This window comes from Sporosarcina sp. G11-34, from assembly GCF_026931025.1.
Genome location: NZ_JAHNZW010000004.1, coordinates 331460 through 348051, shown reverse-complemented (window position 1 = coordinate 348051; position 16592 = coordinate 331460). Strand labels below are relative to the sequence as shown.

Here is a 16592-nt window from a genome sequence, read left to right as displayed (position 1 = left end):
GTCGGATTATTTTGAGGAAAATTATTGTAGGTTCAAGAAGAAGTAAGCTCGCACTCACACAAACAAATCAATTTATAGAGGATATGAAAGCAGCTGGAGCGCCATTTGAATTTGAAGTAAAGGAAATTGTAACAAAAGGCGATCAGATTCTAGATGTGATGTTATCTAAAGTGGGCGGTAAAGGGCTTTTTGTAAAAGAAATCCAACATGCATTATTCAATAAAGAAATCGATTTCGCAGTACACAGTATGAAAGATATGCCATCTGAGTTGCCAGAAGGACTTGTCATTGGTTGCATTCCGCCACGTCAAGACGCTAGGGATGCGTTCATTTCAAACGACCATGTGAAATTTATGGAACTACCTGTCGGAGCGGTTGTTGGGACGTCAAGTTTACGTAGAAGTTCACAACTTCTGTTACTACGTCCAGATCTCGAAATTAAATGGATTCGCGGAAATATCGACACACGTTTGCAAAAGTTATACGACGGCGAATACGATGCGATTTTACTCGCGGCTGCGGGCATGAAGCGAATGGGTTGGGGAGAGGACGTTATTACGGAATATATGTCTGTAGAAGACTGTATCCCTGCGGTCGGCCAAGGTGCGCTTGCAATTGAATGTCGTTCGGATGACACAGAATTACTTGCAGAACTTGCAAAAATGACTGATGAAAAAACGTGGAATGAAGTCGAAGCGGAAAGAACATTTTTATTTGAAATGGATGGTTCTTGCCAAGTTCCAATTGCAGGATTTGCAAAACAAGATGGAAATGATATTGAATTTACGGGGTATATTGCTTCTCCAGATGCAACAGAAGTTTTCAAACATGTTGTTACTTCAACGGATGCTGTGACAGCCGGGAAAGAAGTCGCAAAAGTATTACGCGCTCAAGGAGCTTCTGCCGTGATCGAGAAAGTAAAGGCTGAGATGGATGCATAACGGTCAATCACTAGACGAAGAAACAATCATTTTCACGGGAACTCCGAAATCACAAGATGTCTTTGAGCTTGTTAAACAGTACAGGGGAAACCCAGTTTCACTACCGCTTATTCAAGTGGCGGAGTTGTCTGAACCGACGGACGAATTACGGTTGAATGCATGTCATACATATGACTGGCTTATCTTCACAAGCCAAAGTGCGGTCACGGCATTTGGAGCGAAATTGGAGCGTTATGGCGTTTCTGCTGATTCAATCCCTTCGAAAATAGCCGCAATTGGCACTCGAACTGCAGCTGCGCTTGAAAAGATTGGCTTTACCGTCGAATTCATCCCGACAATATTCAGTGCGGATGTATTTGTAAAAGAATTCAAACCGTCTCAAAATGAACCTTTACGTTTATTGTTTTTAAAAGGTTCAATAGCAGGTATTACAATCCCTGAAGAATTGCCTTTTGAAGTGGATGAATGGACAGTTTATTCGACTGAAAAAGCGACGCAAAATATAGGTTCGCTCACAAAGCTATTGCAACAAGAAAAACAAAAAACAGTCTTATTTGCAAGCCCTTCAGCGGTAGAGATATTTTCTAAGGAAATCGCCTCGCAGATTGGATGGAGTGGATATAAGATTGGTGCAATTGGTCATGTGACGGAACGTGCACTTGTTGAAGCAGGTGCGACAGTTCATGTCAGGCCTAATGTTTATACATTGAAAGATCTTGTTCTTGAGTTGGTAAAATAAAAAGGTGGGTTTATTTTGGACAATTTAAATTTCAGACGTAACAGACGTTTACGCAATACGAGCGGACTGCGTTCAATGGTTCAAGAAACGGTATTGCGTAAAGAAGACTTCATCTATCCGATTTTCGTTGTTGAAGGCGAAGATGTGAAAAACCCGATTGCTTCCATGCCAGGTGTGTTTCAACTATCGCTCGACCATTTTGCGGCAGAGCTCGATGAAGTCGTTTCTCTTGGTATTCCATCGGTTATTTTGTTTGGTATTCCAAACGTGAAAGATGCGGTAGGTTCCCAGGCGTATGCAAGTGAAGGAATTGTACAACAAGCAACTCGTTTTGCTAAAGAGCGTCATCCCGGTCTTGTTGTCATTGCAGATACATGTCTTTGTCAGTACACAGACCAAGGACATTGCGGAATTATCGAAAATGGCAATGTGTTAAATGACCCATCCCTTGAGCTTCTGACGCGTACCGCGGTGAGTCAAGCGGAAGCCGGGGCTGATATTATTGCACCATCTAATATGATGGATGGCTTTGTTGCTGCAATTCGTCAAGGACTTGACGAAGCTGGTTTTGAAAGTATTCCAATTATGTCTTATGCTGTAAAATACTCTTCAGCTTATTACGGGCCATTTCGTGATGCAGCACATTCATCTCCGCAATCTGGTGACCGAAAAACGTATCAGATGGATCCGGCGAATCGTATTGAAGCAATGCGTGAGGCGGAATCAGACGTTGCTGAAGGTGCAGATTTCTTAATCGTTAAACCAGCACTTTCATATTTAGATATTATTCGTGATGTAAAAGATAATTTTACGTTGCCAGTTGTTGCGTATAATGTAAGTGGAGAATATTCAATGGTGAAAGCAGCTGCCCAAAACGGTTGGGTAAATGAAAAAGATATCGTAATTGAAACGTTGACAAGTATAAAGCGTGCGGGTGCAGATATGATTATGACGTACCATGCAAAAGATGCAGCGCGCTGGTTGGAGGAGAAATAATTGGGGAAAAGATATGAGAATTCAGAAAAAGCATTTAAAGAAGCGGTAAACCTTATGCCGGGTGGTGTAAACTCACCTGTTCGTGCATTTAAATCGGTCAATATGGATCCGATTTTTATGGCAAGTGGAAAAGGTGCCGACATTACCGATATCGATGGCAATGAATACATCGATTACGTTTTGTCATGGGGACCTCTAATTCTTGGTCACACAGATCCAGACGTTGTTGAAGGATTGAAACGTGTTGCTGAAACAGGAACAAGTTTTGGTACTTCTACACTTGCGGAAAATGACCTAGCAAAGCTTGTTATCGAACGGGTACCTTCCATCGAAATGGTTCGAATGGTTTCATCTGGAACGGAAGCAACAATGAGTGCGTTACGTCTAGCGCGTGGTGTTACAGGTCGCGATAAAATCTTGAAGTTTGAAGGATGTTATCACGGTCATGCTGACTCATTGCTCATTAAAGCGGGATCAGGAGTTGCGACATTAGGTCTTCCAGATAGCCCAGGCGTATCTGAATCTGTTGCTAAAAATACGATTACGGTTCCTTATAACGACTTAGAAAGTGTTCAAGTCGCGATAAACGAATTCGGTGCCGACCTCGCTGCAATTATTGTAGAACCTGTTGCTGGGAATATGGGAGTTGTCCCACCAGTGCCGGGATTCCTTGAAGGATTACGTGAACTAACAGAGAAAAACGGTTCACTTCTAATATTTGACGAAGTAATGACTGGTTTCCGTGTAGGCTACAACTGTGCACAAGGTCACTACGGGATTACACCGGATATTACATGTCTAGGTAAAGTAATTGGCGGAGGACTTCCAGTAGGCGCGTACGGCGGTAAACGTGAAATTATGGAGCATGTTGCCCCAGCGGGAACTGTCTATCAAGCTGGTACATTATCTGGAAACCCACTTGCAATGACTGCGGGTATTGAAACGTTGAAAAAACTAACACCAGCTTCATATGAGCAATTTGTAAAACTTGGTGATCAGCTTGAAGCTGGTTTCCGTGAAGCGGCAGAAAAATATAATATTCCACATACAGTAAATCGTGCTGGATCGATGATTGGCTTTTTCTTCACAAATGAAAAAGTAACAAATTACGATATAGCAAAAACATCGCATCTTGACCTATTTGCGGAATATTATAAACTGATGGCAGAGGAGGGGATCTTCCTTCCACCTTCACAGTTTGAAGGAATGTTCTTATCTACAGCACATACAGAAAAACATATCGAAAAAACAGTAGCTGCTTTCCATACAGTGTTCGAAAAACTCGCAAAATAAGTAAAACGTTCCACGAATTTATTCGTGGAACGTTTTTTTGGACCTTCTTCTATTCACATGATTTTAGACATACAATTGTATGTAAAGGAATATGGAGGAGGACTAAAATGAAAAAAGTGAAATGGGAAATGAAAGAACGTTTTATTTTTCCGGCATTTGCAGGATTACCTATAGGTGCTGAAACGGTTAGTGTTACTCCAAGGTTCACGGAAGAAAGAGATGATGATGCAGTCCGGCTAACTGGAATTTATCATATCGCCGCGAATGTATCTTTTAGTGAAGAGGGAAATAAGTCGGAGATGACTGAAGAAGCCATTCTAATCGAAGATGTTGAACTTGACGGGCAAACGGGTTATTTCGAATACGCTGTTCCTCTAAATGTAGATTTACCGGCAGAAGCAGGCAATCCACTTAACGTAGCTGTTGTAAGTTCATCGTTTGAGGTGGACGGGCAAGGCGTGTGTGGAGTTGTTTGGGACGTAGAATGTAGTTACAAAAAAGCCGTCGTGTTAGAGGAGCCGGTAGTTGAACTGAAAAGTGAACAAAAAGAAAAAGAAGTTGTTGCAAAAGCCGTTGCAGTAGAGGAAGCAACGGCGATTCTAAATAATTCTACTTTTAGTGATGAGGACGAAGTACTGTCATTTATTTTTGAATTAGGTGATGGTTTTTCTGCGACGACATTCCGTTCAAATGATGTTTTTGTAGAGCGCGAAGGCTAAACCGGCTAATAAGCAAAAAAGTAGAAAATCACCAGCAGTCGGTAAGATGAGTAACCGCAACAGTTGAAAAATAGTAATGGGAATAATAAAGCCTTTGCAGCAAAATCTTGTTTTTCGAAGCCATGGAGGTAGCAGGTAAGGGTTATATCCTTTTCTCATAACACAATCCTTTCGTTAGTTACTTGACGAGCATATCGCAGTTCCGCTATACTAAAATCAACTGCATATAGATGCGATGAATGGGATAGTACGTGATTTTTGTTTTCTTTAGAGAAGGTGCCAAAGGTGAAAGGCCCTGTAAACAAGTTACTGAATGTCACCCATGAGCAGTTTCCATGAACAAGACGTTTATCCGGACTTTGGATAGCATCAGTAGTGGAAACCGGTTAGAAGCCGTTATTTACGTTGAGGTGCATGTTTTTGTGCACGAATAAAGGTGGTACCGCGAACAACTCCTTCGTCCTTTAGTTTAAGACGAATGGAGTTTTTTTGTGTCCAGACTTTGGGCGCTAGCCCTACGTTTTTCTAAGCATCCAAAACTAAGGAGGAATTTATATGTCAAATGAAAACTTGTCAATGCCAACTAAATACGATCCAAAGACAGTTGAAGAAGGCCGCTATGACTGGTGGTTAAAAGGGAAGTACTTTGAAGCGCAACCAGAAAGTGATAAAGAACCTTATACAATCGTTATTCCACCACCAAACGTAACCGGAAAGCTTCACCTTGGCCACGCTTGGGATACTACACTTCAAGATATTTTAGTACGTATGAAACGAATGCAAGGCTATGATGCATTATGGCTTCCGGGAATGGATCATGCAGGCATTGCAACACAAGCTCGTGTAGAGGCGAAACTCCGTTCTGAAGGGAAATCTAGATACGATCTCGGTCGTGAGAAATTCATTGAAGAGACGTGGAATTGGAAAGAAGAATACGCATCGCATATACGTGAACAGTGGGCGAAACTTGGCCTGGGCCTTGATTATACACGTGAGCGATTTACGCTTGATAAAGGTCTTTCAAAAGCGGTTCAAGAAGTATTCGTTACCCTTTATAATAAGGATCTTATTTACCGTGGTGAATACATCATTAACTGGGACCCGGCAACGAAGACGGCTCTATCCGATATCGAAGTTATCCATAAAGATGTGCAAGGTGCATTCTATCATATGCGATACCCACTTACTGACGGTACAGGAAGCATTGAAATTGCGACAACACGTCCTGAAACAATGCTTGGTGATACAGCGGTGGCTGTACATCCTAAGGATGAACGCTACAAACACCTTATTGGGAAGACCGTAAAACTTCCGATTATCGGACGTGAAATTCCAATTATCGCGGACGATTATGTCGACATGGAATTTGGGAGCGGAGCAGTGAAAATTACTCCAGCACATGATCCAAATGACTTTGAAATTGGGAACCGTCATAACCTTAAACGTGTTCTTGTTATGAATGAAGACGGTACTATGAATAAGCTTGCGGGCAAGTATGACGGTATGGACCGTTTTGATTGCCGTAGGGAAATTGTGAAAGACCTTCAGGAAATGGGTGTGTTGTTTGAAATTGAAGAACACTTACATTCAGTAGGTCACTCGGAACGAAGCGGCGCGGTTGTTGAACCGTATTTGTCTACACAATGGTTCGTGAAAATGCAACCTCTTGCAGATCAAGCGATTGACTTGCAAAAAGGGGAAGAGAAAGTGAATTTCGTTCCGAGTCGTTTTGAGAATACATATCTCAGATGGATGGAAAATGTTCATGACTGGTGTATTTCACGTCAACTTTGGTGGGGCCACCAAATTCCTGCTTGGTATCATAACGAAACAGGCGAAGTATACGTAGGACACGAAGCACCAAAAGATATTGAAAACTGGAAACAAGATGAAGACGTTCTCGATACATGGTTCTCATCCGCATTATGGCCATTTTCAACAATGGGTTGGCCGGATGGCGAAAACGAAGAATACAAACGTTATTATCCGACTGATGCGCTCGTTACAGGGTATGATATTATTTTCTTCTGGGTGTCTCGTATGATCTTCCAAGGGATTGAATTTACGGGGCAACGTCCATTTGACGATGTACTCATTCATGGCCTTGTGCGTGACGCGGAAGGACGTAAAATGTCCAAATCACTTGATAATGGCGTCGACCCGATGGATGTTATTGAAAAGTATGGAGCGGATGCACTTCGTTATCTTCTTTCAACAGGCGCATCGCCTGGACAAGATATTCGTTTCTCAATGGACAAAGTAGAGTCAGTTTGGAACTTCGCCAACAAAATATGGAATGCTTCCCGTTTTGCATTGATGAATATGGACGGCATGACTTATGATGAAATCGATATGTCTGGTGAGAAATCTGTTGCGGACGCATGGATTTTAACTCGTTTGAATGAAACGATAGAACAAGTAACAAAACTTGCGGAGAAATATGAGTTCGGCGAAGTGGGTCGTGCGCTTTACAACTTCATTTGGGATGACTTCTGTGACTGGTATATCGAGATGGCGAAATTGCCAATGCAAGGCGAGGACGAAGCGGCTAAGCTTATGACACGCTCTGTTTTAGCCTATGTGCTTGATAATACAATGCGCTTGCTTCACCCGTTCATGCCGTTCATTACGGAAGAGATTTGGCAGAACTTGCCGCATGAAGGTGAATCGATTACAATCGCTGCGTGGCCAGTAGTAGATGCGTCTCTTTCGAATAAAGAACAAGCAACTGATATGAAACTGCTTATGGATATTATCCGTTCTGTGCGCAATATTCGTGCAGAAGTGAATACACCGATGAGTAAAAAAGTTCCTCTTTATATTTCGGTGAAAGATGAACAAGCGGTAGCTATTTTAGAATCGAATCGGGCATATATTGAACGGTTCTGTAACCCGGAAACACTAACAATTGGTAAAGAAATTTCTGCGCCGGGACAATCAATGTCAGCAGTCGTTACGGGGGCGGAATTGTTTTTACCGCTTGAAGGTCTAATCGATGTGAAGGCAGAACTTGCTCGCCTAGCGAAAGAACTTGAAAAATGGCAAAGTGAAGTGAAGCTCGTTCAAGGCAAATTGTCGAATGAACGTTTCGTTTCGAATGCGCCAGCGGCTGTTGTTGATGAAGAACGTGCAAAAGAAAAAGACTATCTTGAAAAACACGCAACTGTTAAGAGGCGTATGCAAGAATTGAAAGAACTGTAAGTAGAAAATAAAAATGACCCCGTTGGGAACAGCCGACGGGGTCATTTTTTAAATTATTAATGGGGCAAAAGTTGTTGACTGTTTTTCTTAATATGTTTCATGAAAATCTCCGCTATCGACTTATTATGTGTAACGTAAAATGATCTAGCTCCAACGGGATCTTCGATTTCATTGAGTAGCCATCTGCCGTCGGGTAACAACAGAAAGTCTATACCGATATAATCACTTTTAATGGCGCGTGCTATTGTTTGAGCATCTTGTTCCTGCCAACTCGATAATATATACTTTTCGACTGAGCCACCCAATGTGTAGTTAGACTTAAAAGAACCGCTTCCGGTACGTTTAACGGCACCTACAATCTCATCGCCGATTATGAAAACCCGAACGTCACGTGCACCTGATTCGATATACGGTTGGACAATTAACGTATGATTAGCAAACTGTCTGAAAAACGTTTTCGCCTGATCTTCAGAGGAGCAAAGAAATACTTCGTCTCCGCCATGCCCGTCAACAGTTTTTAATACAACTGGATACGCAGCAATTTCATCCATATGTAGAATCTTTTTCGTAGGTACCGCAGGAACGCCAAGTAGGGTAGCCAATTGGAATGTTTGTAATTTGTCATTCGCAATTTTATTTACTTGTGCCCGGTTGAATAAATGGAAACCTTTCAATTCAAACGTTGCAGCAAGGGCTGGATTGCGATCGCGAAATAATATGAAGTTTGCTTTTGGATCGGGTTGTTCGTCTCCGACGAGCAAGTTTAATTCAATCCCAATCGATTGGGATTCTTTCATCAAATCATCGATAAATAGCTGATTTCTTACAGATTCTTTTTCAGAGTAATACACATAACCCTTCATGCCAGCTGCCTCAAAATATAAGCAATCATTGCATCGGCAACATTAATGCCTGTGACGTTGTAAATATTACGTATATGGGCGGCTGCGTTCACTTCACAAACGAGAGGCGTTTCCTTTTCCCCAAATAATAAGTCGACACCTGCGAACTCAGCACCAACTGCATGTGCAGCTTGTATGGCGAGTGTTTTTTGTTCTTCTGTCAATTCAATAACTTCAGCAACTCCACCGTTTGTTATATTCGCTCTGAAATCAGTTTCTGAAGAGCGGTACATCGCCGCTACAATATCGTTTCCAACGATGTTTACTCGAATATCGCGTCCCCGACTTGTTTCGATGAACTGTTGAAATACGTAATCCACGCCGCGTAATTCATCGACCTTTTCATGAAATTCTTCTTTCGTTTCGATTAAATACACTCTCATCCCAAATGAGCCATGGCCTTCTTTAATAATCATTGGCAAACCAAGTGCAAGAAGGATCTTTTCATAGTATCCCGAATCTTTAATAGTGAAAGAAGGGTATATTTTAGGCGCAATAATTGTTTTTGGCATAGGTATGCCGTGCTTTGCCAACTCCAAATATTGTTTCGCTTTATTGTCGCATGTTTCAATAACATCGGGATCATTAAATATTGGAATGCCTGCGTTTTTTAAAAAGCGAGCTAGAAGTGTATCTTTATCAAGAAATACGACAAAATCCGGCCGTTCTTCAAATGCCGTTTCCAAGTCCATTAGTACTTCATAGTTCATTTTTATAACCGAACGTACACCGGAGCGCTCAGCGGCTTCTTTTATTAAAATTGCTTGATCCTTAAATTTATCGTGTGTCAAACTTCCATTGTAAATTACCCAACAACTTCTCATTTGTATTCCTCCGACCATGATATACTTTATCTATAATAATATTACCATACGGGGGCACTGCAATGATTCCAAAACTAAATGAATATAAAAAACGTTGGGAAATAAACAGCGATCAAACGATAAAACTAGGACTTAAAGCGATTGAACAGGTGCTTAGTAAATTAGGGAATCCGGAAAAAAGTTTAAAAATCATTCATGTAGCGGGGACAAATGGAAAAGGTTCAACGATTGCTTTTATGGAAGCGATTTTAGAACAACATGGCTATACGACAGGCGTTTTTTCATCGCCGGCAATTATCGATATTCACGACCAAATTCGAATTGGTGGCAAGCCTATTACGACGGCTGAGTTAAATGAGTCATTCAAGAAAATGAAAGATGTAGGACTTAGTGAAATGTTAACAGATTTTGAGCTTCTTACAGTGGCTGCAATTGTGACATTTGGACGACTCAAACCAGATTATGTATTACTTGAAACTGGAATGGGGGGGCTATTGGACAGTACGAATGTCGTCAAGCCCCTCGTTGCTGTTATTACATCGATTGAATTGGATCATGTCGCATTTCTTGGTACGACAATTGGGGAAGTTGCTTGGCAAAAAGCCGGAATTATTAAAGGTGATACACCAGTAGTTGTAGGACAACTCTCAAGGGAAGCCCGGCAAGTGGTCCAAGAAATTTCAAAAGAAAAAAACAGTCCGTTATTTTCTTACGGAGTTGAATTTGTTATGGAGAAAAACGGGAATGAACGATTTAAAGGGCTTCAAGATATGACTGTCCGAAGAAGGAAAATGAAAGGCGAACATCAAGCGGTGAACGCGGCGATTGCAATTGAAGCACTTCTTCTCGCGAAAATAGGACTTACGGAACGTGCTGTTTCAAATGCGCTTGAAACAACCCAATTGCCACACCGATTCCAAGAAGTTTATTCCGATGTCTTTCTTGACGGTGCACATAATCCCGCTGCTGCAAAAGCATTAGCTAAAACGATACAATCGGAGTTCCCAGGTGAAAAAGTGGATTTCATTATTGGTATGTTAAAAGGAAAAGATATTCAGGGAACATTGGACGAACTTATTCCAGTAGCGTCATCATTTAGATTTCTTACATTTAGTCACCCAGATGCGGCAATGGGTGAATATTTACTAGAAAGCTGTAAACACGGTAATAAAAGGGTGACGGTTGTCGAAAATGATACTATACTATTATGTGAAGAAAATGAGAATAAGATTATAATTACGGGTTCACTTTATCTTTTAGCAACCCTAAACTATGAAGTCAAAGATCAAAGTGGCAAATTTACTTTGATTTAATGCAATAAGTAATACATATTATTTATAAGAAATGGGTGAATAAATGGAGTATGTAATCCTGGGATTATTCTTTATATACGGCATTGTTCTTGGCTCATTTTTTAACGTAGTTGGACTTCGTGTGCCAAAAAAGCAATCAATTGCATTACCACCTTCCAGTTGCACAACATGCGATCGGAAACTAGGAATACTTGATCTTATACCGGTCTTCTCTTATTTATTTTTAAAAGGGAAGTGTCGGGGATGCGGTTCAAAAATTAGTTTCATTTATCCGTTTATAGAATTTATGACAGGTATTTTATTTGCGCTTTCCTACTATATATTAGGCTTTAGTCCGGAACTCGTTGTCGCTATTTTATTTATATCCATGCTGGTCATTATTACGGTATCCGATATCGCGTATATGCTTATTCCGAATAGGATTCTTTTGCCGTTTGCCATCCCATTGTACATTGCAAGGCTATTGTCGCCACTCGCGCCTTGGTGGGACGGCCTATTAGGTGCAGTCGTAGGGTTTGGTGTTCTTTATCTTATTGCAGTCGTGTCGAAAGGCGGCATGGGTGGAGGGGACATCAAATTGTTTTTCGTCTTAGGTCTTGTACTTGGCACGATAAATACGTTACTTACGCTATTTCTAGCAGCATTGATTGGCACAATACTTGGGTTAATCATTTTGAAAAGATCCGGTCAAGGTCGAAAGACGCCGATTCCGTTTGGACCATCAATTGCACTGGCGGCGGTCATTGTTTTTTTCTGGGGCTCTCAACTTGTCGGATGGTATGGGAATCTGTTTAGTTAAGTCGGAAAATTTTCTGAAGCAAGGCGACAAGCGTCTTGCTTTTTTTCATCTTCATTCTGCTACGGTTAGTTAAAACGGGGTGGTTAAGAATGAAGTTTGGCAAACAGTATTCAAAAGTTACAGTGTTTATGGCTATGCTTCACGGAGTTATTATTGGGATTGCTGCTGTAGCACTTATTGGTTTCATACTTATGGGGACGAATGGCAAGCAAGCGGAAGTGAAAACGAAGGCGGGAAAGGATGAGATTCCGATTTCCGGTCCTACTGGAGAAGATGTGAAAGCACCTGTATCAGTTCCTGCTCCTGCGGGTTCTATTGAACTTTTTGCAAGACAGTACGGTGTGTTTACGTCTCAAGAGTCAGCCGCACTTTTTGTTTCGGAGAACCCATTACTTGCAGCTGCGGCAGTCATTAAAGAGGGCGAACAATATTTTGTTTGGACGGCAATTGGTTTATCGGAAGCTGAAATTATAGATAGTGATTCCGAAGAAAGTTTTAAGAAACGATTCTTCGTAAATACGGCTGCGTGTGCGGCGGTAGGAGCCGGAAAACTTGAAAGCGTCCTTTCAACAAACGATATAACCAAAATAAAAACTTCGACTGGTGAAAAAGGTATGGAAACCGCGGACGAATTCGAAAAAAATATAACTGCTATAACTACGTTTACCAACGATATACGAGTCATTCGAGCGCATTTGCTTTCACATTATTCATTAAAGAAGGAATGCATAAAATTTACGTTTTGATAGTCTATAGTGGAATGAATTGAAATTTCTAGGAATTTCACGCAATTTTCGCATCCCTCTATATAAGTTATGATCGAACAAAGGAGGGAGTATTATGATTAAAACCATGTTTGATAATTTGGAAGTAGCCGAATGTGTACAAATACTCAATGTCGATAAAGTAGAAGGAGGTGCTTTGAAAAATGCACGTTGACCTTCAACCTAAAATGATGATTCGGGATGTCCATATAGCGGACAGACCTAGGGAGCGACTCATTCGACAAGGTGCCGAAAGTTTATCGAACCAAGAGCTTATTGCGATTTTACTTCGAACGGGTACTAGAAAAGAATCTGTGCTTGTCCTTGCGAACCGAGTGTTATCTTCATTCGATAAAATTCAAGATTTAAAAGATGTAACAATCGAAGAACTTACGACTATTAATGGCGTCGGGGAAGCAAAGGCGGTTCAACTTCTTGCGGCCGCGGAAATCGGTAAGCGGCTTTATCAAAAACATTCAGAAAGGCGGTACACAATTCGTTCACCCGAAGATGCGGCCGCGTATTTAATGACGGATATGTCCTCGCTTAAGCAGGAACATTTTGTCGTTTTATTTTTAAATGTCAAAAATGAAGTACTTCATAAACAAACGATTTTCATTGGCTCTTTAAATTCTGCGATTGTTCATCCGCGCGAGATTTACCGCGAAGCAGTGAAACGATCCGCGGCATCCATAATTTGCTCACATAATCACCCCTCTGGGAACCCTGCGCCTTCGCCCGAAGACATCGAAGTAACGCGGCGTTTAATCGAAGCGGGGTTGATTATGGGCATTGAGTTGGTCGACCATATTATCATCGGTGACCACAAATTTATTAGTCTTCAAGAAAAAGGGTACATGTGACACTGTAACTTTCTTAGCTAATCCGTTATACTGTGGTGTATGCTTTAATGAACACCGTAAATAAGCGGTTTAAAAGAAAGGAAGAACACATTTGTTTGGTTTTGGAGCAAAAGAAGTCGGGATAGATCTCGGTACAGCAAATACATTAGTTTTTATTAAAGGAAAAGGCATTGTCCTTCGGGAGCCTTCTGTTGTAGCAAAAAACACACATACAGGGGAGATTGTTGCAGTTGGTAGCGCAGCAAGAAATATGATTGGTCGTACACCTGGCTCAATTGTAGCAACGCGACCGATGAAAGATGGAGTTATCGCAGATTTTGAAATTACAACAGCAATGATTGAACACTATATGAAAGAAGCATTGAAAGCGTCTGGCGGATCATGGAAAAAGCCTAACGTGATGATTTGTGTCCCATATGGCATTACATCTGTTGAACAACGTGCGGTTACAGACGCATCACGTCAAGCGGGTGCTAAAGATGCATTTACAATTGAAGAGCCATTTGCGGCTGCAATTGGAGCAAATCTACCAGTCTGGGAACCTACCGGTAGTATGGTCGTCGATATAGGTGGAGGTACGACTGAGGTTGCTGTCATTTCACTTGGAGGAATTGTTACAAGCGAATCGATACGAGTTGGTGGAGATACGATGGATAGTTCGATTACTAGTTATATTCGTAAAACATATAACTTAACAATTGGTGAACGTACATCTGAAGCGATTAAAATTGAAATCGGTTCTGCCAAGGTTACTGGGAAAACAGAGAAGATGGAAATTCGAGGACGTGACCTGTTAACAGGACTGCCGAAAACGATTGAAATCACTTCCGATGAAATTGCGGATGCGCTACGCGAATCAATTACGCAAATTATTGAAGGGGTAAAGAAAACACTTGAAACGACACCACCAGAACTATCCTCTGATGTTATGGAACGTGGAATCGTTCTCACAGGTGGCGGTGCGCTATTAAGTAATTTGGACAAAGTAATTTCGGATGAAACAAACATGCCTGTCTTCATCGCGGATGATCCACTTGATTGTGTTGCGATTGGAACTGGTAAAGCGTTGGATAACTTTGAAGTTATTAAAAAAATGCAAACTAGATAAATTATAAGGGAGGATACGGGCAATGCCGCGATTTTTTTCAAATAAACGACTGATCTTACTGCTAGTGGGCGTTATTGTCCTCGTAGCATTAATTTCATTCACCCTGAGAGACCGGCATAACGCCTCGCTTCCAGAACGAATAGTGAAAGATGTCGTCGGCTTCGGTCAATCTATTTTCTCGAAGCCGGCGTATTACATAACAAATGTCATCGAGAACGTCGACGGGATCATGAATACATATGAAGAAAATAAAGCACTAAAAGAACGACTGAGTGAATATGCATCCAACCAAGCAAAACTGGTTGATATTGAAGAAGAAAACAAACGATTGCTTGGAATCATTGGGGAAGAAGACAATCTACGAAAGTATGATCCAATTCATGCAACAGTTATTGCAAGGAATCCAGATCAATGGGAAAAGAAAATTATTATTGATAAAGGTGAAATTCACGGGATTGAAAAGAATATGGCTGTTATGACTGCGCAAGGTTTAGTTGGGAAAGTAGTACTTGTTAGTGAGTTTAATTCTACTGTTGAATTACTGACAACGGAAAACAAAGAGTTGCGTGTTTCCGCAGTTATAGCAGGGAAGTCGGCTTTCGGACTTATTGAAGGATTTGATCGTAAACGTGGAGAACTTATTATGAAACGGATCGACTCGACTTTTGAAGTGGAGGCGGGACAAAAAGTAATTTCATCCGGTCTTGGAGGCGTTTTTCCAAAAGGACTTCCTATTGGTGAAGTGACGGAAGTGTCAACAGATGATTACGGTCTTACAAAATTGGCGTACATTCGTCCGGCATCGGATTTTTCAATGCTTGATCACGTCATCGTTGCAAAGCGAAAATCACTTTCAGTTGACGGTGCCGATGGAAATGGGACTGTTGGCGAAGAGGGGGAAGATGGATCATGATCCGGTCTATCATCCCTCTTATTGCTATGGTGTTATTCTTTCTTGAACCTGTTTTCAGTCTTTTTTCGCCGCTTGAAATTGGGGGGACGCTTTATACACTCGTTCCTCGATTTGTTATTGTATTACTTATTTTTTTGGCGGTTTACGATAGCAGAAAGCGTGCAGTCGTTTACGGAATTGTGCTTGGTCTCTTGTATGATATGTTCTACATTGATATTATTGGGTTATATGCATTTCTATATCCTTTGATTTGTTTTATTGCAGCGATGATTATTCGGCAAGTGCATCGTCACATTGTAACTGTGATGTTTTTGTCTTTATTTCTCGTTGCACTTCTCGAGACGTTGTCATATGTTTTTGCGAGTTTAATATCGCTTACAACGATTGGTTCTGAGGAATTTATATTCAGCAGGCTGATTCCTACAATGATTGCAAATTCATTATTTGTGATTATGTTCGGATGGATCTTTAACTCTTTTGTTTATAAAAGAGCTTTGAAGTTGGAAAGAGATGCGTTGTAAGTGAGAGGATGCGGGGTGATGCTGATGACTAAACAACAATATGTGACGATTAAAGGGACAAAAGATGGACTTGTCCTTCGACTTGATGATAAGTGTGCTTATTCGGATTTGCTAACTGAACTTCGCGAGAAAGTGGCGGAGGATGGTTTAGAAGGACTTTCAGAAGTACAAGTGCATATCGGCAATCGCTATTGCAATGAAGAAGATTTGAAGGAAATTATGAACGTTATTCATAATTCTCCGAACTTACGCGTGTCGAAAATTCAAAGTGATGTCGTCACGATGGAAGAGTGTAATCGACGCATAGTTGAAAACCAATCGGAAACATATATAGGGATTGTTCGATCTGGACAAGTTATCGAAGCCGAAGGGGATCTTGTCGTTATTGGGGATGTCAATCCCAATGGTCGCGTGACTGCTGGCGGAAGTGTATATGTCCTTGGTAGATTAAAAGGTATTGCCCATGCAGGTGCGAATGGGAATAAGCAAGCGGTCATTGCGGCATCTTGGCTTGAAGCGACCCATCTTATGATTGCAGACAAAATTGAACTCATGACGGATGAACTGACCATCCTATCTGAACATCCAGAGATGGAATGTGCTTATTTGCATACAAATGGATTTATCGTGATTGACCGGTTGCAAGAGCTTCGGATTCTACGGCCAGAGTTGTCATCATTCAAAGGAGGAAGCTAA

At 41.2% G+C, this 16592-nt stretch carries 16 protein-coding genes and 1 other annotated feature; of the genes, 14 read left to right on the top strand and 2 right to left on the bottom strand.

Translation table 11 applies throughout. The annotated features are described in order from the left end of the window. Nucleotides 1-11 precede the first annotated feature (11 nt). From hemC to KSU66_RS07970, 6 genes are all read left to right on the top strand, one after another. Entirely contained in the window at nucleotides 12-941 is a 930-nt protein-coding gene (gene hemC / locus KSU66_RS08000) for a hydroxymethylbilane synthase (RefSeq protein ID WP_269050900.1), read from the top strand. Beyond that, nucleotides 934-1680 carry a uroporphyrinogen-III synthase gene (locus tag KSU66_RS07995; protein ID WP_269050899.1) on the top strand — a complete coding sequence of 249 codons (747 nt, stop codon included), beginning with the start codon at nucleotides 934-936 and terminating at the stop codon, nucleotides 1678-1680. The genes hemC and KSU66_RS07995 overlap by 8 nt, the downstream gene beginning before the upstream one ends. Nucleotides 1681-1695: 15 nt before the next feature. Further along, on the top strand, nucleotides 1696-2676 hold the full coding sequence (gene hemB, locus KSU66_RS07990; protein ID WP_269050898.1) for a porphobilinogen synthase: 981 nt from the start codon (nucleotides 1696-1698) through the stop codon (nucleotides 2674-2676). Further along, nucleotides 2677-3969: a glutamate-1-semialdehyde 2,1-aminomutase gene (gene hemL / locus KSU66_RS07985; protein ID WP_269050897.1), complete on the top strand. Its 1293-nt coding sequence runs from the start codon at nucleotides 2677-2679 to the stop codon at nucleotides 3967-3969. It begins immediately after the preceding gene. A gap of 107 nt (nucleotides 3970-4076) precedes the next feature. Continuing rightward, the gene (locus KSU66_RS07980; RefSeq protein ID WP_269050896.1) at nucleotides 4077-4688 is read left to right on the top strand and encodes a hypothetical protein; all 612 of its coding nucleotides are present in this window, start codon (nucleotides 4077-4079) and stop codon (nucleotides 4686-4688) included. A gap of 226 nt (nucleotides 4689-4914) precedes the next feature. Beyond that, nucleotides 4915-5156, top strand: a binding site (T-box leader). Between the two features lie 87 nt (nucleotides 5157-5243). Then, nucleotides 5244-7889, top strand: a complete 2646-nt coding sequence (locus tag KSU66_RS07970) for a valine--tRNA ligase (RefSeq protein ID WP_269050894.1) — start codon at nucleotides 5244-5246, stop codon at nucleotides 7887-7889. Between the two features lie 56 nt (nucleotides 7890-7945). Here the strand turns inward: KSU66_RS07970 and KSU66_RS07965 are convergent, their stop codons facing one another. Further along, nucleotides 7946-8752, bottom strand: coding sequence for an ATP-grasp domain-containing protein (locus tag KSU66_RS07965; protein WP_269050893.1), 807 nt, complete (start codon nucleotides 8750-8752; stop codon nucleotides 7946-7948). Beyond that, nucleotides 8749-9615 (bottom strand): ATP-grasp domain-containing protein, encoded by an 867-nt coding sequence (locus KSU66_RS07960; protein ID WP_269050892.1) that lies wholly within the window; start codon nucleotides 9613-9615, stop codon nucleotides 8749-8751. The genes KSU66_RS07965 and KSU66_RS07960 overlap by 4 nt, the downstream gene beginning before the upstream one ends. A 62-nt stretch (nucleotides 9616-9677) precedes the next feature. On the opposite strand from KSU66_RS07960, the gene KSU66_RS07955 reads away from it, so the two are divergent. The 8 genes from KSU66_RS07955 to minC all read left to right on the top strand — a co-directional run bounded on the left by KSU66_RS07955 (nucleotide 9678) and on the right by minC (nucleotide 16592). Beyond that, complete coding sequence (locus tag KSU66_RS07955; RefSeq protein ID WP_269050891.1) at nucleotides 9678-10928, top strand: bifunctional folylpolyglutamate synthase/dihydrofolate synthase; 1251 nt, start codon at nucleotides 9678-9680, stop codon at nucleotides 10926-10928. Nucleotides 10929-10971: 43 nt separating this feature from the next. Continuing rightward, a complete protein-coding gene (locus KSU66_RS07950) occupies nucleotides 10972-11727 on the top strand; it encodes a prepilin peptidase (RefSeq protein ID WP_269050890.1) in 756 nt (251 codons plus the stop codon). An 89-nt stretch (nucleotides 11728-11816) separates the two neighbouring features. Continuing rightward, complete coding sequence (locus tag KSU66_RS07945) at nucleotides 11817-12473, top strand: hypothetical protein (RefSeq protein ID WP_269050889.1); 657 nt, start codon at nucleotides 11817-11819, stop codon at nucleotides 12471-12473. 182 nt (nucleotides 12474-12655) lie between these two features. After that, a complete protein-coding gene (gene radC, locus KSU66_RS07940; protein ID WP_269050888.1) occupies nucleotides 12656-13354 on the top strand; it encodes a RadC family protein in 699 nt (232 codons plus the stop codon). A gap of 91 nt (nucleotides 13355-13445) precedes the next feature. Continuing rightward, nucleotides 13446-14462, top strand: coding sequence for a rod shape-determining protein (locus tag KSU66_RS07935; protein WP_269050887.1), 1017 nt, complete (start codon nucleotides 13446-13448; stop codon nucleotides 14460-14462). A 22-nt stretch (nucleotides 14463-14484) separates the two neighbouring features. Next, entirely contained in the window at nucleotides 14485-15375 is an 891-nt protein-coding gene (gene mreC, locus KSU66_RS07930; protein WP_269050886.1) for a rod shape-determining protein MreC, read from the top strand. Further along, nucleotides 15372-15896 carry a rod shape-determining protein MreD gene (mreD, locus tag KSU66_RS07925; RefSeq protein WP_269050885.1) on the top strand — a complete coding sequence of 175 codons (525 nt, stop codon included), beginning with the start codon at nucleotides 15372-15374 and terminating at the stop codon, nucleotides 15894-15896. The genes mreC and mreD overlap by 4 nt, the downstream gene beginning before the upstream one ends. Nucleotides 15897-15920: 24 nt before the next feature. After that, entirely contained in the window at nucleotides 15921-16592 is a 672-nt protein-coding gene (gene minC, locus KSU66_RS07920; RefSeq protein WP_269050884.1) for a septum site-determining protein MinC, read from the top strand.